The sequence below is a fragment of the Nocardiopsis sp. JB363 genome (genome assembly GCF_900143625.1).
Taxonomy (GTDB): domain Bacteria; phylum Actinomycetota; class Actinomycetes; order Streptosporangiales; family Streptosporangiaceae; genus Nocardiopsis.
The window spans coordinates 14602-40648 of the sequence record NZ_FRFF01000106.1 but is presented as its reverse complement, the minus strand read 5'-3'; the positions used below and the strand labels follow the sequence as shown (position 1 = coordinate 40648).

Annotated in this window: 23 protein-coding genes; 16 read left to right on the top strand and 7 right to left on the bottom strand. The window is 69.8% G+C overall.

Annotated elements, in window-relative coordinates; translation table 11 throughout:
• Positions 1-37 precede the first annotated feature (37 nt).
• Positions 38-1324 carry a citrate synthase gene (locus BQ8420_RS16475; protein WP_087100014.1) on the top strand — a complete coding sequence of 429 codons (1287 nt, stop codon included), beginning with the start codon at positions 38-40 and terminating at the stop codon, positions 1322-1324.
• Positions 1325-1530: 206 nt separating this feature from the next.
• A complete protein-coding gene (locus BQ8420_RS16470) occupies positions 1531-2385 on the top strand; it encodes an HdeD family acid-resistance protein (RefSeq protein WP_087100013.1) in 855 nt (284 codons plus the stop codon).
• A 13-nt stretch (positions 2386-2398) separates the two neighbouring features.
• On the opposite strand, the gene BQ8420_RS16465 is transcribed toward BQ8420_RS16470, so the two are convergent.
• A complete protein-coding gene (locus BQ8420_RS16465; RefSeq protein WP_087100012.1) occupies positions 2399-2707 on the bottom strand; it encodes a putative quinol monooxygenase in 309 nt (102 codons plus the stop codon).
• Positions 2708-2882: 175 nt separating this feature from the next.
• On the opposite strand from BQ8420_RS16465, the gene BQ8420_RS16460 reads away from it, so the two are divergent.
• From BQ8420_RS16460 to BQ8420_RS16415, 10 genes are all read left to right on the top strand, one after another.
• On the top strand, positions 2883-4061 hold the full coding sequence (locus BQ8420_RS16460) for a macrolide family glycosyltransferase (RefSeq protein WP_087100011.1): 1179 nt from the start codon (positions 2883-2885) through the stop codon (positions 4059-4061).
• Positions 4062-4151: 90 nt separating this feature from the next.
• Positions 4152-4697, top strand: a complete 546-nt coding sequence (locus tag BQ8420_RS16455) for an AAA family ATPase (protein ID WP_087100010.1) — start codon at positions 4152-4154, stop codon at positions 4695-4697.
• 165 nt (positions 4698-4862) lie between these two features.
• Positions 4863-6119, top strand: a complete 1257-nt coding sequence (locus BQ8420_RS16450; protein ID WP_087100009.1) for a hypothetical protein — start codon at positions 4863-4865, stop codon at positions 6117-6119.
• A complete protein-coding gene (locus BQ8420_RS16445) occupies positions 6116-8455 on the top strand; it encodes a serine/threonine-protein kinase (protein ID WP_087100008.1) in 2340 nt (779 codons plus the stop codon). Before BQ8420_RS16450 ends, BQ8420_RS16445 begins: the two co-directional genes overlap by 4 nt.
• A gap of 17 nt (positions 8456-8472) precedes the next feature.
• Positions 8473-9660, top strand: coding sequence for a PP2C family serine/threonine-protein phosphatase (locus BQ8420_RS16440; RefSeq protein WP_087100007.1), 1188 nt, complete (start codon positions 8473-8475; stop codon positions 9658-9660).
• Positions 9644-10993, top strand: coding sequence for a VWA domain-containing protein (locus BQ8420_RS16435; RefSeq protein WP_087100006.1), 1350 nt, complete (start codon positions 9644-9646; stop codon positions 10991-10993). Before BQ8420_RS16440 ends, BQ8420_RS16435 begins: the two co-directional genes overlap by 17 nt.
• Before the next feature lie 9 nt (positions 10994-11002).
• Positions 11003-11680, top strand: coding sequence for an FHA domain-containing protein (locus BQ8420_RS16430; protein WP_087100005.1), 678 nt, complete (start codon positions 11003-11005; stop codon positions 11678-11680).
• 9 nt (positions 11681-11689) lie between these two features.
• The gene (locus BQ8420_RS16425; RefSeq protein WP_235006294.1) at positions 11690-13291 is read left to right on the top strand and encodes a hypothetical protein; all 1602 of its coding nucleotides are present in this window, start codon (positions 11690-11692) and stop codon (positions 13289-13291) included.
• A 43-nt stretch (positions 13292-13334) separates the two neighbouring features.
• Entirely contained in the window at positions 13335-14162 is an 828-nt protein-coding gene (locus tag BQ8420_RS16420; protein WP_087100028.1) for a glutamate ABC transporter substrate-binding protein, read from the top strand.
• Between the two features lie 131 nt (positions 14163-14293).
• Positions 14294-14593, top strand: a complete 300-nt coding sequence (locus tag BQ8420_RS16415) for a DUF6221 family protein (RefSeq protein ID WP_087100004.1) — start codon at positions 14294-14296, stop codon at positions 14591-14593.
• Positions 14594-14614: 21 nt separating this feature from the next.
• Here BQ8420_RS16415 and idi read toward each other — a convergent pair whose 3' ends face one another.
• The gene (gene idi / locus BQ8420_RS16410) at positions 14615-15172 is read right to left on the bottom strand and encodes an isopentenyl-diphosphate Delta-isomerase (protein ID WP_087100003.1); all 558 of its coding nucleotides are present in this window, start codon (positions 15170-15172) and stop codon (positions 14615-14617) included.
• Positions 15173-15358: 186 nt separating this feature from the next.
• Here idi and BQ8420_RS16405 point away from each other — a divergent pair, with 186 nt between their 5' ends.
• A complete protein-coding gene (locus tag BQ8420_RS16405) occupies positions 15359-16825 on the top strand; it encodes an SDR family oxidoreductase (protein ID WP_087100002.1) in 1467 nt (488 codons plus the stop codon).
• Positions 16826-16833: 8 nt separating this feature from the next.
• On the opposite strand, the gene BQ8420_RS16400 is transcribed toward BQ8420_RS16405, so the two are convergent.
• The 3 genes from BQ8420_RS16400 to BQ8420_RS16390 form a co-directional block, all read right to left on the bottom strand.
• Positions 16834-17847 (bottom strand): zinc-binding dehydrogenase, encoded by a 1014-nt coding sequence (locus BQ8420_RS16400; protein ID WP_087100001.1) that lies wholly within the window; start codon positions 17845-17847, stop codon positions 16834-16836.
• A 131-nt stretch (positions 17848-17978) separates the two neighbouring features.
• Positions 17979-18629 carry a response regulator transcription factor gene (locus tag BQ8420_RS16395; RefSeq protein ID WP_087100000.1) on the bottom strand — a complete coding sequence of 217 codons (651 nt, stop codon included), beginning with the start codon at positions 18627-18629 and terminating at the stop codon, positions 17979-17981.
• Complete coding sequence (locus BQ8420_RS16390) at positions 18626-19846, bottom strand: sensor histidine kinase (RefSeq protein ID WP_087100027.1); 1221 nt, start codon at positions 19844-19846, stop codon at positions 18626-18628. Before BQ8420_RS16390 ends, BQ8420_RS16395 begins: the two co-directional genes overlap by 4 nt.
• 149 nt (positions 19847-19995) lie before the next feature.
• On the opposite strand from BQ8420_RS16390, the gene BQ8420_RS16385 reads away from it, so the two are divergent.
• A complete protein-coding gene (locus BQ8420_RS16385) occupies positions 19996-21171 on the top strand; it encodes a DUF418 domain-containing protein (RefSeq protein ID WP_235006292.1) in 1176 nt (391 codons plus the stop codon).
• A 4-nt stretch (positions 21172-21175) separates the two neighbouring features.
• On the opposite strand, the gene BQ8420_RS16380 is transcribed toward BQ8420_RS16385, so the two are convergent.
• Both BQ8420_RS16380 and BQ8420_RS16375 read right to left on the bottom strand, forming a co-directional pair.
• Complete coding sequence (locus BQ8420_RS16380) at positions 21176-21460, bottom strand: MoaD/ThiS family protein (protein ID WP_087099998.1); 285 nt, start codon at positions 21458-21460, stop codon at positions 21176-21178.
• A 1-nt stretch (position 21461) separates the two neighbouring features.
• Positions 21462-22565, bottom strand: coding sequence for a sialidase family protein (locus BQ8420_RS16375; RefSeq protein ID WP_087100026.1), 1104 nt, complete (start codon positions 22563-22565; stop codon positions 21462-21464).
• 504 nt (positions 22566-23069) lie between these two features.
• On the opposite strand from BQ8420_RS16375, the gene BQ8420_RS16370 reads away from it, so the two are divergent.
• Positions 23070-23663, top strand: coding sequence for a TetR/AcrR family transcriptional regulator (locus BQ8420_RS16370; protein WP_087099997.1), 594 nt, complete (start codon positions 23070-23072; stop codon positions 23661-23663).
• A 169-nt stretch (positions 23664-23832) separates the two neighbouring features.
• Positions 23833-26037, top strand: a complete 2205-nt coding sequence (locus tag BQ8420_RS16365) for a hypothetical protein (RefSeq protein ID WP_087099996.1) — start codon at positions 23833-23835, stop codon at positions 26035-26037.
• Positions 26038-26047: the final 10 nt, after the last annotated feature.

Sequence of the window (26047 nt, the reverse complement as noted above, 5' to 3'; positions counted from 1 at the left end):
CTCACGTATCCCCCGCCTGGAAAGGTTGACCTCGGGCATGAGCGATGACAAAGAGCGCACGGTGGAGCTCCACTACGAGGGCGGCGTGCTGAAGCTGCCGGTTTTCACCGGTACCGAGGGTGAGAGCACCATCGAGCTGAAGACCCTGCTGGGGTCGACCGGTATGACGACCCTGGACCCCGGGTTCGGCAACACCGCTTCGTGTAGCTCGAAGATCACCTACATCGACGGGGCCGCCGGGATCCTGCGTTACCGCGGGTACCCGATCGAGGACCTCGCCGTTCACAGCACCTTCCTGGAGACCGCCTACCTCGTGATCTACGGGGAGCTGCCGGACCCCGGCAAGCTCAAGGAGTTCTCCGACAAGCTGCGCGACAACGCCGACATCCCGGCCGACATGGGCACGCTCATCGACGCGATGCCCCGCAACGGCCACCCCATGGCGCTGATCTCCAGCGCCGTGAACACCCTCGCCGCGTACTACGAGGACAGCGCGGACCCCGAGGACGAGGACCAGGTAGAGCTCGCCACGATCCGGCTGATGGCCAAGCTGCCGACGATCGCGGCCCGCATCTACCGCAACTCGATCGGTGAGAGCCCGATCGCCCCGGACGACTCGCTCGACTACGTCGACAACTTCATCCGGATGACCTTCGGGGACAAGGCCCCCACCGGTGACCTGGGCGACCTGTTCAACAAGGCCGTCGGCATGCTGCTGGTGCTGCACGCCGACCACGAACTGAACTGTTCCACCGCCACCGTGCGCGTGGTCGGTTCCTCCAAAGCCGACATCTTCGCCAGCGTCGCCTCCGGTATCAACGCCCTGTCCGGCCCGTCCCACGGCGGCGCCAACCAGGCCGTGCTGGAGATGCTGGAGGAGATCCGCGACTCGGGTATCTCCATCGAGGACTTCCTGGAGAAGGTCAAGGCCCGCGAGATGCGTCTCATGGGCTTCGGGCACCGGGTCTACAAGAACTTCGACCCGCGCAGCAAGGAGATCAAGGTTCTGGCCAGCCAGATCCTCGACCAGCACGACAGCCCGGACGAGCTCTTCGCGCTCGCCCTCAAGCTTGAGGCCGCCGCGCTCCAGGACTCGTACTTCACCGAGCGCAAGCTGTACCCGAACGTCGACTTCTACACCGGCGTCATCTACCGCACCATGGGCTTCCCGACCAACATGTTCACCGTGTTGTTCGCCCTCGGCCGTCTGCCCGGCTGGATCGCCCACTACCGCGAGCAGCTGCACGACCCGGCCTTCCGGATCGCGCGCCCGCGTCAGCACTACATCGGCTCCACCGAGCGCCGCTACCCGGGTCAGGGGTAACACCCGCCCGAGAGCGCATCCGACCGCCCGCCCACGTCACCGACGAGGGCGGGCGTTCTCGTGTGCGCACCACGAAGAAGGCACGGAGTAGAACCTCCCTTTCCCCGTACTTTGCGTACCTTCTGTCATCGGTGTGCGACGTTGAGAGAAGTGGCAACGAAGCGGCCTCCTGCGGAAGGAGGCCGCGCGAGGGAGGGGGCCAGGCTATGGTCCGGTACGCGTTGGCCGGTGACATGCTCGGTGAGTTGAGCCGGAGCTGGTGGGTCGTGGTCGTTCGCGGTGTCGCCGCCGTGCTCTTCGGTCTGGTGGCGCTCTTCTGGCCCGGGGTCACCACGGTGGCCCTGGCGTTCGTCTTCGGTGCCTTCGCGCTGGTGGACGGTATCGTGCTGGCGTTCGCCGCCTTTCGGGCGGCCTCCGGTACCCGCCTGCCGCTGGTGATCCAGTCGGTGCTCGGCATCCTGCTGGGGGCGGCCGCCCTGATCTGGCCGATGGTCGCCGTGGTCGCGTTGGTCTTCGTCATCGGCGCCTGGGCGGTCGTCACGGGTGTCGCGGAGATCGTCACCGCCGTCCGTCTGCGCGCGCATCTCACCTCCGAGTGGCTGCTGATCTTCGCCGGAGCCCTGTCGGTGATCTTCGGTCTGCTGCTGTGGCTGTGGCCGGGACTGGGCGCGATGGCGATGGTCGCCGTGGTCGGTGTCTACGCGATCGTGTTCGGAATCGCCCTGGTGATCGCGGGCTTCCGGCTCAGGGGCGCGGCCGACGCGGTCGCTTCGTCCGGTGAGGACGAGACGGAGAGCGCCGGGAGTGAGACCGTCGAGGCGCGGCACGCCGCGGACACCGAGGGCGGGGACCTGCTCGACGGTTTCTACGCCGAGGGGGACGACCGGGACGTCAACGCCTTCGACGACGGTTATTCTGACGGCTACCGCGACGGTTACGAGGGCGACCCGAGCCCGGCGGGCGCCACCGACGCCTCCGTGTACGGGGACGAGGACGGCGCCTCGCGTGTGGGCAAGCACCGCGCGCCCAAGGGCTCGCCGGAGGACACGGACCCCCGGTAACGGTAGCCCTGGGTCAGGCCCCGCCGACCAGGAGAGGGCCGAGCCGGTCGACCTGACTGTCCGGGACGACCAGCTCGGCCTTTTCCCGTTGCCAGCGCAGGAAGTGCGGTGTGCGCCGGTGAGCGGCCAGAGCGTCCTCGTCGGCGAACACCTCGTACACCCAGAAGGCGTTCTCGTCCGTGGGGTCGCCCACCACGTCGAACCTCCTACACCCGGGTTCGTGCCGGAGCGCGTTGGCGGCGTTGCGGGAGATCCCGCGTAGGAAGGCGTCGCGTCGGCCGGGCAGCACCCGGATCGAGATGACGAGGGCGACCGGGTTCATGAGGGCTCCGAGAAAAGGGGAGGACGGGGAGAGGGGACGTCCACTACGGTAAAGACCATGGCCTTCCAGCAGCTGTTCTACCAGTAGGACCCCGGCGTCCTCGACGCCTCCGCGCCGTCCCCCGGGGACCGGCGCTTCGCACTCCTACCCGTAGACAGCCTCTGGAGAGAGAACCATGACCCGTCGCGCCCATATCGCCATGGTCGGCGTCCCCGCGGTGAGCCACGTCCTGCCCAGCCTGGAGATCATCCGGGAATTGGTCCGCAGGGGCCACCGAGTCACCTACGCCAACGACCCCGTCGGTCGGATCGGTGAGCTCATCGAGTCCACCGGCGCCGAGATCGTCCCCTTCACCACCACCCTGCCCACGGGGGACGAGGAGTGGGGCGACGACCCGATCGAGGGGATGGACATCTTCCTCGACGACGCCATCAACAGCCTGCCCGTGCTTCGGGAGTCCTACGAAAGCGACCGCCCCGACCTGTTCCTCTACGACATCGGCGGATACACCGCCCGGGTCATGGGGATCGGGTGGGGGATTCCCAGCATCCAACTGTCCCCGACCTACGTGGCCTGGGCCGATCACGGCGCCACCGTCATGACCTGGCTGCGCGAACAACCGGGGGCCGAGGAGTTCTTCGCCAAGTTCGACGCCTGGTTGGTCGAGAACGGGGTGGAAGGGCTGGACCACGCGAGCTTCCCGGGCGAACCGGACCGGGCGTTGGCCATGATCCCGCGCGAGATGCAGCCCTTCGCCGACACCGTGGCCGACACGGTCACCTTCGTCGGCCCCTGCCTGGGAGAGCGCGAGGGGCATGGGTCCTGGACCCGACCGGCCGACGCGGAGAAGGTCGTCCTGGTGTCACTGGGTTCGGCCTACACCGACCGGCCCAAGTTCTACCGCGAGTGCGTGAAGGCCTTCGGTGACCTGCCCGGGTGGCGCACCGTCCTCCAGATCGGCGCATTCGTCGACCCGTCCGTGTTGGGGGAGGTCCCCGACACCGTCGAGGTCCATCGGTGGGTCCCGCAGCTGGACATCCTTCGGCAGGCGGACGCCTTCGTCACCCACGCGGGCATGGGCGGCTCCAGCGAGGGGCTCTACACCGGCACGCCGATGATCGCGGTGCCGCAGGCGGTCGACCAGTTCGAGAACGCCGACCGTCTCCAAGGGTTGGGGGTGGCCCGCCGGATCGACACCGAGGAGGCCACCGCCGAGGCGCTGCGCGGTGCGCTGATCGACCTCACCTCCGACCCCGAGGTCGCGCGCCGGCTGGCCGACATCGGTGGCCGGCTCCAGCGCAGCGGCGCTCCCTACGCGGCCGACCTCATCGAGGCCGCGCTCCCCGAGAGCTGATCCGATCCGACCCGCACCGGTGCGCTGTCCCCGTGGTCGGCGCACCGGTGGTGTCCGTACCCACCGAAGTCCATCGAAAGGGGAACCCCCATGGGCCACCTCGTCGTCGTCACCGGAGGACCCGGCTCGGGCAAGACGACGTTGATCGACCACCTGGCCGGGCTCGGCCACGGGCGCACCGTGGAGGCCGGCCGGGCGATCATCCGTGACCAACGGGCGATCGGCGGCACCGGCCTGTCCTGGCGTGACGAGGGTCTGTTCGTCGAGTTGATGCTCTCGTGGGACATGCGTTCCCATCGGGAATCGGACGCCCGCGAGGGCCTCGTCTTCTGCGATCGCGGCGTGCCCGACATGGTCGGCTACTTCCTCCAACGTGGTCGGGAGGTCCCCGAACACGTGCGGGAGGCGGCCCGGCTGTTCCGCTACCACCGCCGTGTCTTCCTCGCCCCACCCTGGACGGAGATCTACGCCGGTGACACCGAACGGCACCAATCACCGGAGGAGGCGGAGCGCACCTTCGAGGCGATGCTGCGGGCCTATCCCTCCTGCGGGTACGAGACGGTCCTGTTGCCCCGGGTCCCGGTCGCCGATCGTGCCCGTTTCGTCCTGGAAACACTCGCCGACGCCGGTGAGTGAGCCACTGTGATGCTCGCGATGACGCCCGTGTTGTGCTTGTGGCCGTACGTGGCCGTATACCGAGAAGTCCCTTGTGGATCGGGGTGTGCGCCGCCACACTCGTTCTAGATACCGGTGGGGGTGATTCGGCAGGTGGCGAACGCGTCGGGGCTCGGCATGCCGCCGATGAGCTGGGAGGGGATCGACCACGCGCTCAACCGTGTCCGTGGTGAGGTCGACCGGATCTCCCTGAACCTGACCGACCTGGAGCGGCACGGGACGTACCGCCTCCTCTGCGGCGCCGATCCGGTCGGCGGGACCCGAAGCCGTTGGGCGGTCGCGGACGGGCACGCCCACCGGTTGTGGCGGACCCACGCCGTCTTCGAGTCGGTGGTCGAGACCGCCGTGCGCCTGCGCGAGACCGGCGTGGCCGAACCGCAGGACGAGCTCACCCGGCTGCTCACGGGCGAGTCCGTGATCCTGCCCTTGGACGAAGTCCCCGTGCACGAACGCGGCCTGCTCGACCCCGACACCGAGAGCATCACCCTGGCCGAGGCCACCGCCCGGATGACCGCCGACTACGAGGCGATCACGGAGGTCGTCTCCGCGGTGGAGACCTCCTGGGACGCCCTCCATCCCCGGCTCAACGAACTCGACGCCATGTGGCAGGAGGTCTGCACGCTCTCGGACATGGTGGAGGTCCCCGACGACGCGCACGAGGGCCTGCGCGCCGAGCTGGAGCGGGTCGGGGACACCGTACGCCGTGACCCGTTGGCACTGGTCGTCGACGGTGGCGTGGACACCTCCGCCCTGGACCGTCTGCGTTCGGTCCTCGATCGGACCCGGGGCGAACTCCGGGACGCCCTGCGCATGCGCGACTCCTACGACGAGAGCGTCGGTCGACTCGATTCGGCCATCGACGACGTCGAACAGGTGGTGACGCGCTGCCGTGAACTGCGCACCCGCGTGGTCGCGAAGATCTCCTCCCCGGCGGCCATCGACGTCCCCGACCCGGTTCCGGAACTGCGCGCGGCCGTCACCGCGATGGACGCCCTGCGATCCCGGCGACGGTGGCGGGCCCTGGGCGCCCGCCTGGGGGAACTGGAACGCTCCGTGCACGAGACCGGGGACGACGCGCGCGATCGGGAACGCAACCTCGGCGGTCTCCTCCAACGCAGGGCCGAACTGAGAGGGCGGTTGGACGCCTTCCGCGCCAGGGCGGTGCGCCTGGGGTTGGCCGAAGACGAACGACTCGTCGAATCCCATGGGCGTGCGCACTGGGAACTGTGGAACGCCCCCTGTGACCTGCGGGCCGCCACCGTGGCGCTGTCCGCCTACCAGAGGACGCTCCAGGAACTCGCGGGAACCGAAACCCCCTCGATCAGAACCAGAGCGGGTGATCGCGCGTCAGACGGCGAGAACGATGGTGGTGTGAACAGATGAGCGAGTGCGCTTCCCCCGGCTGTCAGGGGCTGATCGAGGACGGTTTCTGTGGCGTGTGCGGCCTGGCGCCCATGGACGCCCCGACCACGCGTACCCCGGCGCCCTCAGCCGGTCCCCGGCCGTCCTTCGTCCCCCCGCAGGGCGCCGGCCCCTCCGGCCGGGACCTGGAGATCACCGAGATATCCGTCCACTCGCATCCGATCAGCTCCGGCAACGTCCGCATCTCGGGACGTTCCGGGCCCGGAAGCATCGCGGGTTCCATCGGCAGCACGCGCAGCGGACGCACCTCCAGTGCCGGTTCCCGACGCGGCATGCTCGGACTGGGCATGGTCCAGGTCCCCCTGGTGCCGGCGAAGGACCCCTCGGAGGCGATCATGACCGCCCCGGTCGTCTCGGAGAAGAACCGCTTCTGCGGCAACTGCTCCGAGAAGGTCGGCCGGTCCAACGGCGACCATCCGGGACGCACCGAGGGTTTCTGTCGTCAGTGCGGAACCCAGTTCTCGTTCACCCCCAAGTTGGTCGATCGTGACGTGGTCGGTGACCAGTACGAGGTGCTCGGCTGCCTGGCCCACGGTGGTCTGGGCTGGATCTACCTGGCCCGGGACCGCAACGTCAACAACCGCTGGGTCGTGCTGAAGGGCCTGCTCAACGCCGGTGACGCCGAGGCGCACAAGGCGGCCGCCGCCGAACGGGCCTTCCTCTCCGAGGTCGAGCACCCCAACATCGTCAAGATCATCAACTTCTCCCAGCACCCGGACCCGCGTACCGGCATCCCCGGCGGCCACATCGTCATGGAGTACGTGGGCGGCAAGTCGCTGCGGGAGTTGCTCATCGAGTGTCGGGATCAAGGGGCGAGCGAGGAGGTCCTGCCCCTCGAACAGGTCATCGCCTACGGGTTGGAGTGCTTGAGGGCCCTGGGGTACCTGCACTCCAAGGGCCTGCTGTACTGCGACTTCAAGCCGGACAACGTCATCCAGAGCGAGGAGCAGATCAAGCTCATCGACCTGGGCGGCGTCCGACGCATGGACGACGGGCTCAGCCCCGTTTACACCACCCCCGGATACCGGGTCCCCGAGGACGAACTACGCGGCCCGGGCCCCAGCATCAGCGCCGACCTGTACTCGGTGGGACGGGCCCTGGCGGTGCTCAGCTTCCACTTCAGCTTCATCCGCAAGTACCCGCACGACCTCCCGCCCCGGCACGAGGTGCCGTTGCAGCGACGGTTCGAGTCCTACGACCGGCTTCTGCGCCGGGCGACCCACCGGGACCCCGACGCGCGCTTCCACGACGCCGGGGACATGGCCGACCAGCTCACCGGTGTGCTGCGCGAGGTGCTCGCCGAGATCCAGGGGACGCCTCACCCGGCCGCCTCCGTGCTCTTCGGTGGCGAGACCTTCACCGGGTTGCCCGAATCCGGCGCCCCCGACGCGGACCGGATGCTGTCCCCACCCAGCGCCATCGAGGCCGCGGCGCTGCTCCCCGCACCGCTCATCGACCAGTTCGACCCCGCCGCCCAACACCTGCGCAACCACGTGGGCCTGGCCCCAAGCGAGCTCATCCCGATCCTGCGCTCCGCGAGGACGCCCTCACCGGAGACCCTGCTCATGCTGTCCCGGGCGCTGATGACCGTCGGCCGCTACAAGGAGTCGCTGGACGTACTGGAACGGTTCAGCTTCGCGGTCCCCGGCGACTGGCGCACCATGTGGTACCTCGCCGTCGCCGAGTTGAGCACCGGCCGCTTCCACGAGGCCCGGAAGCATTTCGCCGAGTTGTACGATCACCTGCCCGGGGAGGCCGCCCCCAAGCTCGGGCTCGCCCTGGCCTGCGAACGCACCGGTGAACACGACGTCGCCGCACGCCGGTACGCCACGGTATGGATGACCGACCACTCCTACGTGAGCGCGGCGTTCGGGCTGGCCCGGATCCGGCTGGCCCAAAGCGACCGGACCGCCGCCATCGAGGTCCTGGACACCGTCCCGGAACTGTCCAGTATGTACGTCCACGCCCAGACCGCCCTGATCTCCGTGCTGGCCAGGGGCACCGGCGACGGCATGGACCTCGTCAGGGCGGGAGAGCGGCTCGACCGGATCGGCCTGGACAGCGAGTCCGTCGACCGACTGGCCGCACGGGTTCTGGAGTCCGCCCTGGAGTGGCTCCGGACAGGCGGGGCCCCGCCCCCTGGGAGCCGCCTTCTCGATGACGGGTTCACCGAGGACGGAGTGCGCTCCAACCTGGAACGTCGCTACCGGTCCCTGGCCCACCGGACCGGCCGCGGCCGGGAGCGTTACGCGCTCATCGACAAGGCGAACTCCCTACGCCCCGTGACCCTGCTCTGAGGATCGAAGGAACGGCGATGACGATGGTCCGGACCTGCCCCGCCTGCGCGGACACCGTGTCGATGAGCGACGCCTTCTGCGAGAGCTGCGGCCGGAACCTCCCCGTGGAGGCGGCGGCACCCGATGTGGTGCCGACCGCGCCCCAGGAGAGCATGGCCGGGATCGCCCTGGACGACGCCGACGCTCAGGTCACACAGCCCATACGCCGCGACGCGGTGATCCCGGAGGCCGGTCCGATATCGGTCTCGCCGAACGTCGCCCCCGAGTGGCCGCCACCCGCCACGGGCAGCAACCCGGTCGCGGTCGCCAACCCCGGTCTGTGCGTGTGGTGTCCCGGGCGGGTGACGGACGGCTACTGCGAGAAGTGCGGCTTCCTCCAGCCCACCGGCCGCGACCACGTGGAAGTGCGCGCGGGAAAGGCCTTCGGGGTCAGCGACCGCGGGTTGCGGCACAAACGCAACGAGGACGCCATGGCCATCCGGGTGATCGAGGAGCACTCTCCGCACGCGGCGGGCGCCGTCGTCGCGGTGGTCTGCGACGGGGTCTCCAGTTCGCCCCGCTCCGACGAGGCCTCCAGGGTGACCGCCGAGACGGGCGCGACCGTGCTCGCCGAACGCCTGCGCCAGGGTGTGGACCCCCGAGAGGCCACCGGCGTGGCGATGACCCAGGCCGCCCGGGCCGTCGCGGCCATCGCCGAATCGCCCGACTCCGCGCCGGCCTGCACCTTCGTGTCGGCCGTGACGTGCCCGCGGACGGGGGCGGTGACCGTCGGCTGGGTCGGCGACAGCCGTGCCTACTGGCTCTCCGGAGGCCCCACGTCCAGCACCTCGACCCTGCTCACCCGGGACGACTCTTGGAGCGAGGCGATGGTCCAGATGGGCGCCCTGTCCAGGGAAGAGGCCATGCGTTCGGCCAACGCCCACGCGCTCATCGCCTGGATGGGCGCGGACTCCGGTGAGATCGACGCGCACATCTCCACCGTGACTCCGATCGGACCCGGCGCCGTCCTGCTGTGCAGCGATGGTCTGTGGAACTACTACTCGGAGGCCGAGGCCCTGACCGACGCGGTGCCGGACCTGGGCACCGCACCCCTGGAAGCGGCTCGCACCTACGTCGGCCTGGCGTTGAGAGCCGGCGGCAGAGACAACATCACCGTCGTCGTCATACCCGTACCCACAGGGGGTCACCGTGCCGAACACGTCTGACCGGGCCGCCGGCCCCGAGTTCCGGGTCGAGGTCGACCAGAACCCCTACCTACCGCTGGGCGGCACGGAGGTGCACGCCGTGGTGAGCGTGACCTCCCACAGCCCCGTCCTGGTGGGAACCTCGGTGCGCGCCTCGGAAGTGATCATCATCGACACCTCCGGGTCCATGTACGGGGAGAAGATCAACGCGGCCAAGCAGGCGGCCCGCGCCGCGATCGAGGCCCTGCGCGACGGCGTCCGCTTCGCGGTGGTCGCCGGCCACCGCGAAGCCCAGATGATCTACCCCACCGCCGACCGGCTGGTCGAGGTGAACGACGGGACCCGGGCGGAGGCCCTGGAGGCCGTGGGTCGACTGTGCGCCGACGGGGGCACCCGGATGGGTTCCTGGCTGCTCAAGGCCGCGGAGCTGTTCGACTCCGGTGGTGAGGGCATCAAGCACGCCATCCTGCTCACCGACGGTCAGAACAACGAGATGTCCGACGTCTTCGAGGGGGTGCTCCGGCGCCTCGCGGGCAGATTCGTCTGCGACTGCCGTGGGGTCGGCACCGACTGGAAGGTCGAGGAACTGCGCCGCATCGACGCGGCGCTCCTGGGCGGCGGCCCCGGCATCGTCGCCGACCCCGCCGACCTGACCGCCGACTTCCGGGCGATGGCCCAGGCGTCCATGGGCAAGACCGTGGCCGACGTGGCGCTGCGCCTGTGGGCCCCGCAGAACTCCGTGGTGCGCTTCGTCAAACAGGTCGCGCCCACGGTCCAGGACCTCACCGATCGGGCGGTCCAACGGGTACAGCAGGCCAACGACTACCCGACCGGGTCCTGGGGCACCGAGAGCCGCGACTACCACGTGTGCGTCGAGGTGCCCGCGGGCGATCCCGGACGGCAACTGCGCGCCGGATGGGCGCGCGTGGTGATGCCCGGCGAGACCCCGGACCGGGACGAGGTCCTGGCCTCGGGGAACATCCTCGCCGAGTGGACACAGGATGAGGCCCGGGCCACCGAGATCCACCCTCGGGTGGCCCACTACACGGGTCAGGTGGAACTGGCCCGGGCGATCCAGGACGGGCTCACGGCCCGTCGCGAGGGGGACGAGTCGACCGCCACCACACGGTTGGGTCGGGCCGTCGCGCTCGCACACGAGTCGGGCAACGAGGAGACGGCGAAGCTGCTCGATCGGGTCGTCGACGTGATCGACCCGGCCACCGGAACCGTTCGGCTCAAGTCCAGCGTCGACAAGGTCGACGAGATGACCCTCGACACCAACTCGACCCGGACCGTACGGACCCGACCCCGCCAGAGCGGGCCGGACACCGACGGTGCCCTCGGACCCGGGTAGGAGGGACCCATGCCGAGTTGCCCTTCAGGGCACCACTCCACGGCCACCGACTTCTGTGACATCTGCGGGCTACGCCTCCAAGCGCTGACCGTCCCACCGATCGCCTCCGGACAGCGTCGTCCGGAGCCGCCCCGACCCGTACCGGCGCAGCGCGGCGGCCCCTGCCCGGAATGCGGTACCTTCCGGGCCGGTCGCTTCTGCGAGGAGTGCGGCTACGACTTCGCGTCTCGGTCCGGCAGCCACCAACGCCGGATGTCGGACCCCGGGAGCGCTCCAACGGGGGTGCGCTGGCGCGCGATCGTCGCCGCCGACCCCGCCTACTACCAGTACATGGCCGACCAGGGGATGCTCGACTCCGATCGGATCGACTTCCCCACCGGTCAACGACAGCGCCGGGTGACCCTTGAGGGAGACCGTGTGCACATCGGTCGGGGGAGCCGCTCACGCGGGTTCTTCCCCGAGATCGATCTGGGCGGGCCCGGTGGGGACCCCGCGATCTCCCACATCCACGCCATCCTGCTGGCCCGCCCCGGAGGCACCTGGTCGTTGCTGGACCCGGGCTCGACCAACGGGACCACGATCAACGGGACCGCCAACCCCATAACGCACAACGTGGAGGTCCCCCTGAACGACAGCGACCGGATCTACGTCGGAGCGTGGACCGCCATCCTCCTCCAGAAGGGGTGAACCCCGTTGATGCCCCCGAACCCCGAACAGGTGGCAGGGCGACCCGAACCGGGCGCTCCCTCGCTGCCGCCCGGACCACCACCCCGAGCACCCGGTGTCCCGGTGCCCGGCGGACCGCGCCCCAACGGAACAGGTGTCGCCTCGGCGGCCGGCAGGGGAGACCCCGCGCCGCGGTCGCGCTCCTGGTCACCAGGGCTCCGATCGACCCTGAGCACCACCCCCGCTCGGGTGTGGATGCTGTCCCTGCTGTGCGTGGCGACCATCGTGGGACTGTTCGGGTCCGCGACCGTCACCCTCGGCCAGGCCCGTGACGGACTCGACGTCCTGGGCCGGGACGCCGGTCCGCAGGCGATGGCCACCACCGAGCTGTACCTGGCCCTGGCCGACATGGACGCCAGGGTGGTGAACATCCTCCTCATGGGCACCGACCACGATCTCGGATCGGGGCGCGAGGAATCCGAGGCCGGTTACGAGAGCAGCCGGGGCCAGGCCAACGAGGCCCTGCTTCAAGCGGCCTCGCTGACCGAGGGCGACACGGTCGAGGAGTACAACGTCCAGGCGGTCCTGGACGGGATCGGCGCCTATGAGCAGTTGGCCGCGGAGGCCCGTCTGCTCAACGACGAGGCCGGCGCCCCGCCGGGGGAGGTCGACCCCGAGGCCCTGCGAAGCTACCGGCAGGCCACGCGGCTGATGCACACCGAACTCCTGCCCAAGGCGTTCAACCTGGGGCTGGACTCATCAGCGATCGTGCGCACCAACCACGAGGAGGGGCAGTCCGCCGTCGCGATGGGGCTGGTGTGGGTCGGCGGGGTCGGGGTGGCCACCGTCGCCGCCCTCATCGCCCTCCAGCTGTACCTGCGGGTGCGGTTCCGCCGTCGGTTCAACGCCCCGCTCCTGGTCGCCACCGTCGGGGCCATGGTCCTGACGGTCGGGGTCACGCTCGCGCTCAACAGCAGTGGCGGACATCAGAGCGAGGCGAAGGACGAGGGGTTGGACGCCGCGATGGCGCTGGCTCGTGCGGGCGCCATCACCACGGACATGCAGGCGGACCAGAGCCGCTACCTGATCGACGACGTGTTCGCCGACAACTACCAGCAGGTCTACCTGGAGCGGTCGCAGCAGGTGCTCTTCCGCCCGGCGAGCACCCTGGAGGACTACTACGCGGAGATCGGCGAGGTCTCCGAGGCGTTCCCGGAGCTGCCCGGATCGGACGGTTCGGATTCGCGGGACCCCGGAACGTTGGGCTACCTGGGACAGAGTGCCCAAGAAGCGCTGCTTCCCGGACAGGAGGACGCGCTCGCCGAGGTGCTGTCGGCCTACAACGACGTGCAGGTCGAGGACCAGAGGCTGCGCGCCGCCGCGCGCGACGGTGACCTGGAGGCCGCCATCGACGTCCGGATGGGTGTGTCCCACACCGAGGAGGGGGTCTTCCCCGCCTACATGGACGCCCTGGACGGGCTGATCGACCTGCATCGGGAGGAGTTCACCGACGGCATCGATCGTGGGGACGCGGCGCTCGCGCCGTGGACCTGGGGTCTTCCGGTCGGCGCGCTGATCCTGCTGACCCTGGTGGTGATCGGGGTCCGTCCCCGGCTCGCCGAGTACCGCTGACGGGCTGATCGAGATGAACAGTCGGATCGAGGGGAACACGCACATGTGGTTCGGACGCCGTCGCGCGTGGTCCGTGGCGGCCCTGGTCGCCACGGCGACGCTGGTGCTGTCCGCCTGCTCGGCGGAGGATGAGAAGTCGCTGGTGGACGCGGATTCGCTGACCATCGGGGTCAAGGCCGACCAACCCGGGCTGGGCCTGGAGGAGGGCGGCGAGCTCGTCGGGTTCGACGTGGACATGGCCCACGAGATCGCCGAACGGATGGGGATCACCGACGTGGAGCTGGTCGGGGTCACCTCGGCCGAGCGCGAGGACAAGTTGATCAGCGGTGAGGTGGACATGGTCGTGGCGACCTATTCCATCACCCCCGCCCGCAAGACCGAGGTGACCTTCGGTGGTCCGTACTACGTGGCCAAGCAGGACATCCTGGTGCGCGCCGACGAGAACGAGGTGTCCGGGGTCCGCGACCTGGCGGGGCGCAGCGTCTGCCAGGGCGAGGGCTCCAACTCGGCGCTCCGGATCACCGACGGCCTGGGGATCGACGTGTCCGAGCTACAGGAGGCGGAGAGCTACAGCGCCTGCATCGAGCGGCTCGCCGAGGGGGAGGTGGACGCGGTGTCCACCGACAACCTGATCCTCGCCGGGTTCCTCGCCGAGGACCCCGACGCGTTCCAGTTCGTCAACAACCCGTTCACGGACGAGAAGTACGGGGTCGGGTTGCCCTACGGTGACGTGGCGGCCTGTGAGGCGGTGAACAAGGCGGTCAGCGAGATGTACCAGGACGAGACGGCGTCCGTTCTGCTCGACGAGTGGTTCGGTGAGACCGGTCTCGAAGTGGTCCGCAGCGTGCCGCAGTTCGAGGGCTGTGACTAAGGCGATCCGAGCGGGGAACAGCACTTGGGGAACATCGGTCGACGGGGGTCTACCGGGGTGGCTCGAATGGGCCATATGGCAGATACTGAACCTTATATATGGCATTGGGGGGACAGAGGAGGGGTTGTCCGTTGACCATCGTCGAGTTCCTGAAGGCACGTCTGGATGAGGACGAACGCGCTTCCAAGGCCGTGCCCGTGGGTTCACGCGGTCGGGAGAGAGCGCTGGCCGAAGTCGCGGCCAAGCGCAAGATCGTCCAGGGCTACACCGAGGCGCACACCGCCAGCATGCGCATCCTGGACGACTCCGGAGCGGCCGTGAAGGTCAAAGGCGACCCCTGGTCGGAGCTGCTGGCATGGCGGCTCGCGGTGAAGTACCTCGCCGCCGTCTACCGCGGCCACCCCCTGTACGACCCCACCTGGGAAGACTGACCTCCCAGGCGGGGCCGGGCATCAATCCTTACGCGCGGCGTTCAGACGCGGTACCTGTTCGACGGCCCACGGGCTGATCGCCCAAGGGGTGCGTTCGGCGAGAGTCACCACGTCCTCCCACGGCGCCCACACGTATTCGGCCACCTCATCGGGGTTCGGAGCGGGTTCGTCCTCGGTCCGGGCCCAGAACACCGGGCAGAACTCGTTCTCCACGATGCCCTCGGCCGACACCGCCCGGTACCGGAAGTCCGGCAGCGCGTCGGTGATCTCGGTCAACTCGATCCCGAGTTCCTGACGGGCCCTGCGCCGGATCGCGTCCGCCACGGACTCCTCCGGGGCCGGGTGCCCACAGCAACTGTTGGTCCACACCCCCGGCCAGGTGGTCTTGTCCAGCGCGCGCCGGGTGAGCAGTACCCGGCCGTCCGGGCCGACCACGTAGCTGGAGAACGCCAGGTGCAGCGGGGTGTCCTCGGTGTGCACCACGGCCTTGTCCGCCGAACCGATGGGACGGTGCTCCTCGTCCAACAGCACCACGAACTCGCGCTCGGCGGTGCTCGGTCCGGACCCGGGCTGGGACATGGGGCCTCCCTCGTTCGCGGACACCTCTGGTGCCGCACAAGTCGACGTTGACTCCCCCATGGTCGCCCCTCGCGGACGCGGAGACTAATCGAAGCGGCCGGGGCCGGGCGCTCCCGGTCCGATACTGCACATAAGGTTCCAGTTGGTCCGGACGAGCGGGCACGAGGAACAGCGGTAGGTGCGGAGATGACGGAGACGGTGACCAGGGTGACGGCCGATGGGATCGACCCGGAGGACCTTCGGCGATGCCTGGAGGTCCTGGCGAAGGCCGAGACGCTGCCCCCCGACCACGACGACTCGCTCGTCCTCCAACGGGCCACAGCCGGCCTCTTCAAGGCGCTCAAGGAGCGGCGACGCAAGGAACGCCGGACCGCGGAGAAGCTCCACGACGGTGCCGTCATGGCGGCCACGGCCACCGCGGCGCCGGACCGGATCGACGACGAGACCAACGGTCGCGCGCTCACCAGCGGCAGCACCGGAGCGCTCGCCGGGGTCCTGCGCAGGGCCCGCCCCTGCTACGTGTGCAAGCAGAAGTACCGCGAGGTCGACGCCTTCTACCACCAGCTGTGTCCGGGGTGCGCGGCCTTCAACCGGGAGCGCCGCAACGCCCGCACCGACCTCACCGGTCGCCGTGCCCTGCTGACCGGCGGTCGCGCCAAGATCGGCATGTACATCGCGCTGCGCCTGCTGCGCGACGGAGCCCACACCACCATCACCACGCGCTTCCCCAACGACGCCGTGCGTCGCTTCGCCGCGATGCCCGACAGCGACCGGTGGCTGCACCGGCTCGACGTCATCGGGATCGACCTGCGCGACCCCGCACAGGTCCTGCGGCTGGCCGACTCGGTGATCGAGCGGGGTCACCTGGACATCCTCATCAACAACGCCGCGCAGACCGTACGGCGTTCACCCGGCTCCTACGCGCCGCTCATCGCCGCGGAGGCCGAACCGCTCACCGGTGACGGGTTGCCCGAACCCTTGGTGCTCGGAGGCGTGCGCCCACGCGCCGTGGAGGGCGCCGGCGAGGCGGAGATCGCCGGCGTCGCACCGCACGTTCTCACCCCGGAGATGCTCACCTCACTGGCGCTGACCACCGGCGCCGCTCACCCCGACCGGGTCCGTGCGGGCGGTGCCATCGACGCCGGCGGCCTCGTCCCCGACCTGGCTCCGGTCAACAGCTGGACTCAGGCGACGGGGGAGATCGACCCCGTGGAGATGCTCGAAGTCCAGCTGTGCAACGTCAGCGCTCCGTTCCTGCTGGTGAACCGGTTGCGCCCGGCACTGGCGGCGTCTCCGGCCCGGCGCACGTACGTGGTCAACGTTTCCGCGATGGAGGGTGTGTTCGGCCGCGGCTACAAGGGACCCGGACACCCGCACACCAACATGGCCAAGTCCGCGCTGAACCAGCTCACCCGGACCAGCGCCGAGGAGATGCTGGAGTCCGACGGCATCCTCATGACCAGCGTCGACACCGGGTGGATCACCGACGAGCGTCCGCACCCGGACCGGGAACGCCTCGCCGACGCCGGGTTCCACGCACCTCTCGACCTGGAGGACGGGGCGGCGCGGGTCTACGACCCGATCGTCCGTGGCGAGCTGGGCGAGGACCTGTACGGCTGCTTCCTCAAGGACTACAGGACCGGCGACTGGTAGGTCGCGCATCAGGGTCGAAGGACCAGGCGGACCGGTGACCCGACCCGCTTCTCCAACCGTTCCACCGCCTCGGGAGCCTGTTCCAGGGTGAAGGTGTCGCTGATGGAACGGGAGAAGTCCAGGCGGCCCGCGCGCACCAGGTCCATCAGCTCCACCATGTGTTCGGCCTCGGAACCGTAGTGGCCGAGGATCCGCTGGCGCAGGTAACCGAACCGGATGCCGTCCTCGACGTGCAGCGGCTTTTCGGTCAGCCCCACCAGCACGAGCCGACCGTGTTCGCCCAGGAGCCGAATGGCCTGTTCCCGGACGATCGGCACCCCGGCGAAGTCGAAGGCGACGTCCAGACCGCGGCCATGGGTGAGCTGCCCGACCCGGGTGAGGAAGTCCGGTGCGGTGGAGTCGAGCGCCTCGTCGGCCCCGTACTCCAGGGCGCGCTCACGCGCGCTCTCATCCGGGTCGGCGGCGATGATCGGGGCCGCGCCGACCATCCGCAGCAGCTGGACCGCGTGGGCGCCCAGACCGCCCACGCCCCACACGCACACCGCCTCCGCGGCGCGCACGTCACCGGTGACGGAGACCGCCGCCCAAGGGGTGGACACCGCGTCCGGAATGATCGCCGCCTGTTCGAACGGCAGGTCGGCGGGGATCGGAACGAGGGTGTCCTCATGGGCCAACGTGTACTCGGCCCATCCGCCGTCGTAGTCCACCCCGCGGGTGAGCAGTCGTCCGCGGCGGTCGTGTTCACCGGCCTGGAGCGCCACCCGGTCACCGACCTGGTGGCCGAAGACCTCCGGGCCGATCTCCTCGACCTCGCCCGCCACCTCATGGCCCAGGGTGACGGCGTCCTCCCGAAGGTGGAGCGGGGTCAGGCCGCCTTCGATCAGGTGCACGTCGGACAGGCAGACACCCGCGGCCCTCACTCGGACCAGGACCTGTCCCCGTCCCGGGACCGGTTTGGGAACGTCGGTGACCTTCAGGGTCCGTTCGGTGATGTTCAACCGGGCCGCACGCATGGTGGCCATGGGGTATTCCTCGCAGACGTGTCGTCGCAACGCGATCCTCCACGATCATCACGCTTCGCACATGAGTCGGTACGGGGGCGACACGGGCCAAAGGGTCAGAACCCGCTCACTTTTTCGCCAAGCGGGACAGTTCAGGCGACCAGACCACTGCGGTGGGCCCAGATGGCGACCTCCACCCGGTTGCGAGCACCGAGCTTCTCCTGCACCCGGGCCAGGTGGGTCTTGACCGTGCTCACGGTGACGTAAAGTTCCGCGGCGACCTCGATGTTGGTGAGGCCGCGTGCCACCTCGCGCACGATGTCCATCTCCCGGGCGGTCAATCCCCTCTCGTCGGGTTCGGGTTCCCGCTTCTGCGGTCGGGTGAAGTGCCGCAGCAGCCGCACGGTGATCCGCGGCGAGACCAGGGCGTCCCCACGGGCCGCCGCCCGCACCGCCTCGATGAGCAACGCCGGACCCGCGTCCTTGAGCAGGAAACCCACGGCGCCGCCGGTCAACGCGGCGTGCACGTACTCGTCCATGTCGAAGGTGGTCACCACGACCACCCTCACCGGATCCTCGACACCCGGACCGGCGAGCCGCCGGGTGGCCTCCAGACCGTCCACCCCCGGCATCCGAATGTCCATGAGGACCACGTCCGGCCGGAGTTCCCCGGCCAGCCGGACCGCTTCCACCCCGTCGCCGGCCTCGCCCACCACCGCGATGTCGTCCTCGGCGTCGAGCATGTAGCGAAAACCCGTCCGGACCATGCTCTGGTCGTCGGCGAGCAGCACCCGAATCGTCAACGTGTTCCTCTCTCCGGTACCGGGATCGTCGCCGACACCGTCCACCCCTGTCCGCTCGGGCCGGCGGACAACTCCCCGCCGAGCACCCGGGCCCGTTCTCCCATCCCGACCAGACCGTGACCGCCCCCGGCGGGGCCTGAGCCTCGGGCCCCGCCTCGGCCGTCGTCCACCACCCGGAGCGTCATCGCGTCGGCGTCGGCCCGCACGTCGATGTCCACCCGGGACGCCCCGCGCGCGTGGCGCAGCGCGTTCGTCACCGACTCCTGCGCGATCCGCCAAGCCGCGGTGCCGACCTCCGGGGGCAGTTCCGCCATGGGGCCCTCCAACCGCACCGACACCTCCGGACGCCCGTGTTCGGCGGGGGCGGCGAGCGCCAGCAGCCCGTCGACCGGGTCGGACGTCAAGGGGGCATCCTCCGGACCACGCAGCCGAGAGACCATACCGCGCATCGACTCCAGGGCCCGGGTGCCAGCCTCCTCGATCTCCGGCAGGGCCTCGCCGATCAGTTCGGGTCTGCGATCGGCCACGTGCCGCAACGCCTGGACCCGGACCACGATCCCGGTCACCTCGTGCGCCACCACGTCGTGCAGGTCCCGGGCGATCGCCAGCCGTTCCTCGGCACGGACCCGGTGTACCCGGGCCCGCCGTTCCATCGCCCGCCAGCGCAGGTACGCACCGGGTGCCAACCCCACCAGCACCATTGACAACGCGGCGGTCGGTTGGAGACTGAAGGGCTCGCGCAGATAGTCGGACAGGAACGCGAAATAGCACATGGTCGACACCAACAGGATCTGCCAAGGGTGGCAGCGCAGGACCACCAGGGTCAGCACGATCAGGAGGCCGAGCATCTCCGCGTTGGAGATGCGATAGCCGAACAAACCCATCGGCGACGGCCACAGCAGCACCGAGGTCACGAGCACCACCGTGGGCGCGAGCGTCCCGGCGGCCGTGGTGGCCCAACGGCCGACCCAGGGCCACACCGCCAGGCCGACCATCAGCGCGCAGAGCGTGCCGGCGATCCAAGGAGCGAAGTCCATTGAGGATTGCGGCGGCCCCGGCCAGTCGTCCAGCGCCCGCGCGTGGAGGACGCTGCGCAGATCCTCCACGGAGGCCACGAGCAACGCGACCGCCAGCCCCGCCGCCGCCAACCGCGACAGGGACCGGGATCTGCGCTCGGCGAGGGCGAACAGCCTGTTCGTGAGGGTGGAACGGTTCATGGTGACCAAGGCTAGGCCGCCGGGCCCCTTCCGGGCCTCGGTCGAAGGGATGACGCGGGCCGACCGGTGTCTCGGCTGTTCGGTGGATGTGCGCGAGGGGGCGCGGGGACGAAGCTGAACTCCTCGTCGAAACCGAAAGGGGCGCTACCTTGACCACAGCCACGAACCCGGACGCGGTGCCGGATGGTGCCGCCGTACCGGCCGTTCCGGACCGCGGTCGACGGGTGGCGTTCCTGGACGTCGCCCGTGCGATCGCGATGATCGGTGTCGTCCTGATGAACGCCACCGCCGTCGTCTTTCCGGGCGAGATGACCGGTGAACGTGAGTCGAGTGTTCTCACGTCGGTCCTGGAGGTCGGGCTCTCCGTGCTCATGTCCGGCAAGGCCCGGGCCATGTTGATGGTGCTGCTCGGGGTGGGAGCCGTCCTGGCCTGGAGTTCCGTCACCCGTCGTGGCGGGCGCCCCATGGCGACCATGCTCCGCCGGTACGTCGCCCTCGGCGTCCTCTTCGGAATCCCGCACCTGCTGGTGTTCAGCGGGGACATTCTCGCCCACTACGCCATCACCGCGCTGGTCCTGGCCGCGCTGCTGCCGCTGATGACGGCGGGTTCGCCGAACCGGCCGCTGTGGTTCGCGGCCGGATCGTTCCTCCTCTCACCGCTGTTCGAGCCCCTCATGGGTTCGGGGACGGTCCAGGTCATGCTGATCGGACCGATCCCACAGACCCTCGGGTTCTTCTGCGTGGGCGTGTGGCTGGCCCGCCGCCCCGAGCTCTCCCCGGACTTCACGGGACCGAACCGGCTCATTGCCCCGATGATGTGGGGCGGCCTGATCGGAGAGGTCGTGGGCATGGGCCTCCTCGCCGGCTCCGACCTGCTCTTCCCGAGGGAGTTCGATGCCGACGGCATCCCGGTCCTGGGCCCCGACGGTGTCCCGGTGACCCCGCTGCCGGCCGAGATGATGACCAACCTCTCGTCCACGCTGACCGGCCTGGGCGGGGGCCTGTTCTACCTCGGGCTGGTGTGGTGGCTGCTGCGCCGCGACGGTGCCGTGGCCCGAGCCCTGGGCACGCTGGCGCCCCTGGGCCGGATGACGCTCACCGTCTACCTGGGCAGCACCGCGGTGTTCCTGCTGCTGAAGCCCTTCGAAGGAGAGGTGCCCATGCTCGCGCAGTACGCGCTGGCCGCCGGCTACTTCGTGGTGGTGGCCCTGGTCGCCCGCTGGTGGCTGCGTCGCTTCCGGCTGGGCCCCCTGGAGTGGGTCTGGCGGAGCGTCACCCACCTGCGCCCCCAGGAACTGCGCCGGGAGGAGCGGCTCGCGGCGTAGGAGTTCAACCACCGGCCACGGAGGGCAGTAACCGCACGTCGGCGCCCTCGTGGACGGGGGCGTCCAATCCGCCCATCGCACGGCACTCGTCCTTGTCCACGAACACGTTCACGTACCGGCGCAGCTCCCCTCGATCGTCCCGGATCCTCCGGTCCAACCCCGGATGACGGTCGGTCAGCGCGTCCAGCACCCCGCGCAGCACCGCGGCGTCCCTGACCTCCAAGGGCACGTGTGCGGCCCCGTCGGCGTCGGAGCGCAGCAGCCCCGGCAGGTGTACGGTCACCCACATCTCACACCTCCGCCGCGCGCACGCACAACACGTCGGGCAGGTGGGCGGCGACCTGGTGCCAACGTTCGCCGTCGTCCGTGGCCGCGTACACGTCGCCGTTGCGGGTGCCGAAGTAGAAGCCGGGCACGTCGGCGCCGTCGGTGCAGGCCGCGTCGCGCAGCACGATCCCGAAGTAGGGGTCCCGTGGCAGACCGGCGTCGATCGCCCGCCAGGTGGCTCCGGAGTCGTCGGTGCGGTAGACGCCCAACCGGTTGTCCGGTGGCAGGTGCACATCCTGACTCACCACCGGGAAGTTGAGCGCGGACTCCGGTCGGTGCGGGTGGGCGACCACCGCGAAGCCGAAGTCGGTGGGCAGACCCGACTTGATCCGGCTCCACCCCTCGGTGGCCGGGGAGGAACTGCGGTAGACCCCGTGGTGGTTCTGCGCGTAGAACGAACCGTCCGGGGCCATGGCCACCTTGTGCACGCACTGGCCGTACTCGGGCTCCTCGCCTGGGAGGAACCCGGCGGAGATACCCCGATTGGCCGGCGCCCAACTCGCGCCCGAGTCGGCACTCTGGTAAACACCACCCGTGGACATGGCCACGGTGATGGCCTCGGGTGAGCGTTCGCCGGCGCCGATCGTGCCGGGCAGGATCGTGTGGATCGCGCCGCCACCCGCGCCGGGGAACCATTCGGCCCGGTGGGGGTGATCCCACAGAGCCCTGACCAGGGTGAAGCTGTCGCCACCGTCGGTGGAGCGGAACAGTGCGTGTGGTTCCACCCCGGCGTAGACGGTGTCGGCCTCCTCCCCGAACGCGAACTGCCAGGCGCGGGTGAGCGAGGCCTCGGTGTCCTCGGGGAAGCGGATCGGAGCCTCCGCGGGTTCGGACCATGTGGCGCCGAGATCGTCGCTGTGCCAGACGCTGGGACCGAAGTGCCAGCTCTCGGTGCCGGCGAGCAGGCGTCCCGAGCGCGGATTGATGCCCACGGTGTACACCGGGCTCATCCCGGCGTCGTCGGCTTCGTCGAGTCGGTGCGGACCGGTCAGCTCCCACGTGCGCCGGTTCTCGCTGCGCGCGGTGAACAGCCCCTTGCGTGTGCCTATGACCAGGAGATATGCCATGTCGAACCCCAAGTGTGATGGATATCTCCACTGTGGCACGGGGCGCCGACAATCGGGGAACGACCGGCGGTGAACGGGTGTCCGATAGATGTCGGCGGAGGACCGATTGTGCCGTGTGTAGGGGTTCCGGATGTCTCGGAAAGTTAATAGGTAGGAACCCGAACGGTTTTCCCTCGGTGTTTTATCCGAGGCGCCGTGGAGCTCGTGGGAAAAGGGCACTCCTGGGAGGCATAACTTACGCCAGGGGGGAACCCTTTCCGGGCAGGGGTTCACCGGTTAGTGGAAGGCGGTTGTCAGTCCCCTACCTCTTTGCAATAAAATCCCGGGCCAACCGGCGGTTACCCGAAGCTCCCCCAGGCCCACGGTCGCCGGTCGTATCCCACCACTTCAACAACCCGGACGACTTCCCGCTCTCTCGGGCTCTCGGTCCGTTTCGGGACCACTGTCCCTATGGACGGTCCCGCGTACCGATCAGCACCGAGTTCCCATCGATAGGGTCGCCTCATGCAACACCCCCCGGACACGCTCCACGCGCGCAAACGACGTAAGGCGCGAGCCATGATCGTGTCAGCCGCCTTCCAACTCTTCTCCGAACACGGATTCGACAACGTGACCGTCGCGGCCATCGCCGAACGGGCCGAGGTCGGTCGGACCACCTTCTTCCGGTACTTCGGCGACAAGCAACAGGTCCTCTTCGCCGACGACGCCGCCGAGGTGGACCACATGTGCGCCTATGTTCGGGACAAGGCCGGACGCACCCTCGGCACCGACCTCGCGGCGGCGATCGGTCTGCTCCGGGAAGCCGGCGCCGTCGCCCGGCCCTACGCGTCCCTGTCCCCGGCACACTCGGCGGTCCTGGTCCGTCTGCTTCGGGAGAGCGTGGACCTGCGTTCCCGCTACCTGCTCACCCGCCAGCAACGGGCGCTTCGCCTCGCCGGGGCCCTCGTCGACGCGGGAGCGGAGGAGACCACCGCGGTCCTGGCCGCGCACACCGCCATGGCCTGTGAACTCACCGCCATGAAACTCGCCGACAGCCCGGATGCCTACCCGCATCGCATGGACGAGGCACACCGGATGCTCCGCACCCTGGGGAGCTGAGCCACCGGCCGCCATGCACACGGCGCTCACACCTCAGCTGACCGTGCGCATGGCGGCGTTCACCCGGCCCGGAACCGGCGGCCGGGAACGCACCGTGACCGGTACCGGACAATCCGTCCTGACCTGTGGGGCTGGTGGGTGCGGGCCTTCTCGGTCAGGATGGGGCGCTGTGAGCGGCACATACAACACCTCCCACGGCCACAATCAAGGCGTCCACATCCAGGCGGGCGTGGTGCACGCCTCGATGGACCTGCACCAGCGCGCCGCGAAGGCCATCCGGATCGTCCCCCAGCGCGAGACCACCCTCTTCCAGAACCGCACCGACGAACTGGCCGGGCTCGACGCCCACCTCGACCACGCCCTGGAGTCCGAACAGAGCCTGCTGCTCAACCTGGTCGGACCGCCCGGCATCGGTAAGACCACCACCGCGCTCACCTGGATCCTGCGGAACCGGCGCCGTTTCGGTCACGCTCAGCTCGCCGTGGCCTGCGGCGGCGACCCCGGTGAGGGCCAGGGACGCGGCATCGAGGAACTCTGCGACCAGTACCTGCACGCGGTCGGAGTGGACACCGACGCACCCGGACTCGGCACCCTCCAGGGCAAGCTCAACCGGTTCCACCGGGAGATCGCCGAACAGCCCGTGGTGGTGCTCCTCGACGACGTGCGCACCGCCGCCCAGGTCCAGCCGTTCCTGTCCGACCTGGCGGGCATGGTGGTGGTCGTCACCAGCCGTGAGCCCGTGCCCGGGTTGGCCCAACGCCGCCCCGTGGTCGCACCGTTGGGGCCTCTCGGGGACGAGGCCGTCGAAGAGCTCCTTCGAGACCTGATCGGCGACGAGCGCCCGGTCCGTGAACCCGAGGCCTTCACCCGGCTGGTCCGGCTGTGCGCCGGGGTGCCGCTGCTGGCCGGGCACACCGGTGGCCTGCTCAGCGACGAACCCGCACTCGCCATCGCCGACCTGGTGGCCCGGATGGAGGACACGGGTCGACTCGCCCACTTGGAGGAGGCCGCCCGGACCGCCACCCGCCCGGCCGCCGTCTTCGACGTGTTCTACCGGGAACTCGACCCCGACGCCCGACTGCTGTACCGGGCCCTGGGGGTGCATCCCACCCGTGACTTCGACCGTTGGCTCGCCCGAGCGGTCTTCCCCGGGGACGCGGACCAGGGCGACAAGGCCCTGGACGTGCTCCTGCGCCGCAGTCTGGTCAAGGTGGACTGGGCGGGCCGTTACGTCATGGAGGACCTCACCTACGAACACGCGCGGCTGGTCGCCGAGGGTGAGGAGCCAGCCGAACGCCGGGAGGTCCACCGGCGCTTCGCCGACTACTACCTGTTCGGCGCCGTCGCCGCCGACAAGGTGCGCACCGACCGCTGGCGGGTGAGCGACCTGTACCGGGCGGAGGCGCCCTGCTCTCTCCCGGACTTTGCGGCCACCAAACGCGAAGCCGGTTCCGTGGACCTCGACGCCTGGCTCGAACACCGGCGCCACGTGCGTGAACGCAGTGCCCGACAGACGCCGGGCGTTCCGAGCCCCGACGAGTGGTTCGAGGCGAACATGGACGCCATCCTGGCCTTCGTCCAACGCTCGGGCCGAGTCTGGCAGGGCACCCGTCCCGAACCGGGTTACGCCTGGCGAATGGCGGAGGCCACCAACGGCTACTTCACCGCCAACGGGCGCGTCGACGAGCGGCTCACCCTGCTGGCCCTGGCCGAACGCGACGCCGAGGGGAACGACGATGCCCTGGCCCGGGTACTGGCCCAGCGAGGCGAGGCGATGCTCGGACAGGGACGCCTGACCGAGGCGCGCACATGCCTGGAACGCTCGCTGGCGGCGGCTCGCGGCGATGGGGCGGACCCGCGCGGCCAAGGGGCGGCCCTGGAGTGGCTGGGGATCCTGGGACGCCGTGAAGGTGACGTGGGCGCCGCCCGCGCCCACCTGGAGGAGTCGCTGCCGCTGCTCGACCACACCCGCCCCAAGGCGCTCGGGCTGCACCACATGCACATGGGCGACGTGGCGCTTCTGGCCGAGGAACCCCAGCGGGCCCTGGAGTACTACCGGACGTCGCTGTCGTTCTTCCGGGAGCACGCGGCCTCGCGCCGGCGGGACCACGCCAACGAGGGCAAGCTCCTGGTCAACCAGGCGCGCGTCATCGCCGAGGAACACCCCGACCAGGCGGTCGGGCTCTTGGAGGAGGCCTTGGAACGGTTCGTCACGGCCGACCGCGCCTACCAGGCGGGCAAGGTCCTGGAACGCCTCGGTGAGCTGGGCCGGAACCCACGGGAACGGTGGGGACAGGCGTTGGAGGTCTTCGAGCTGGTGGGCGCGGTCGGGGCCGCCCGCCGCGTTCGGGAGAAGCTCGACGGCCGGGCCTGAACCGGACCCG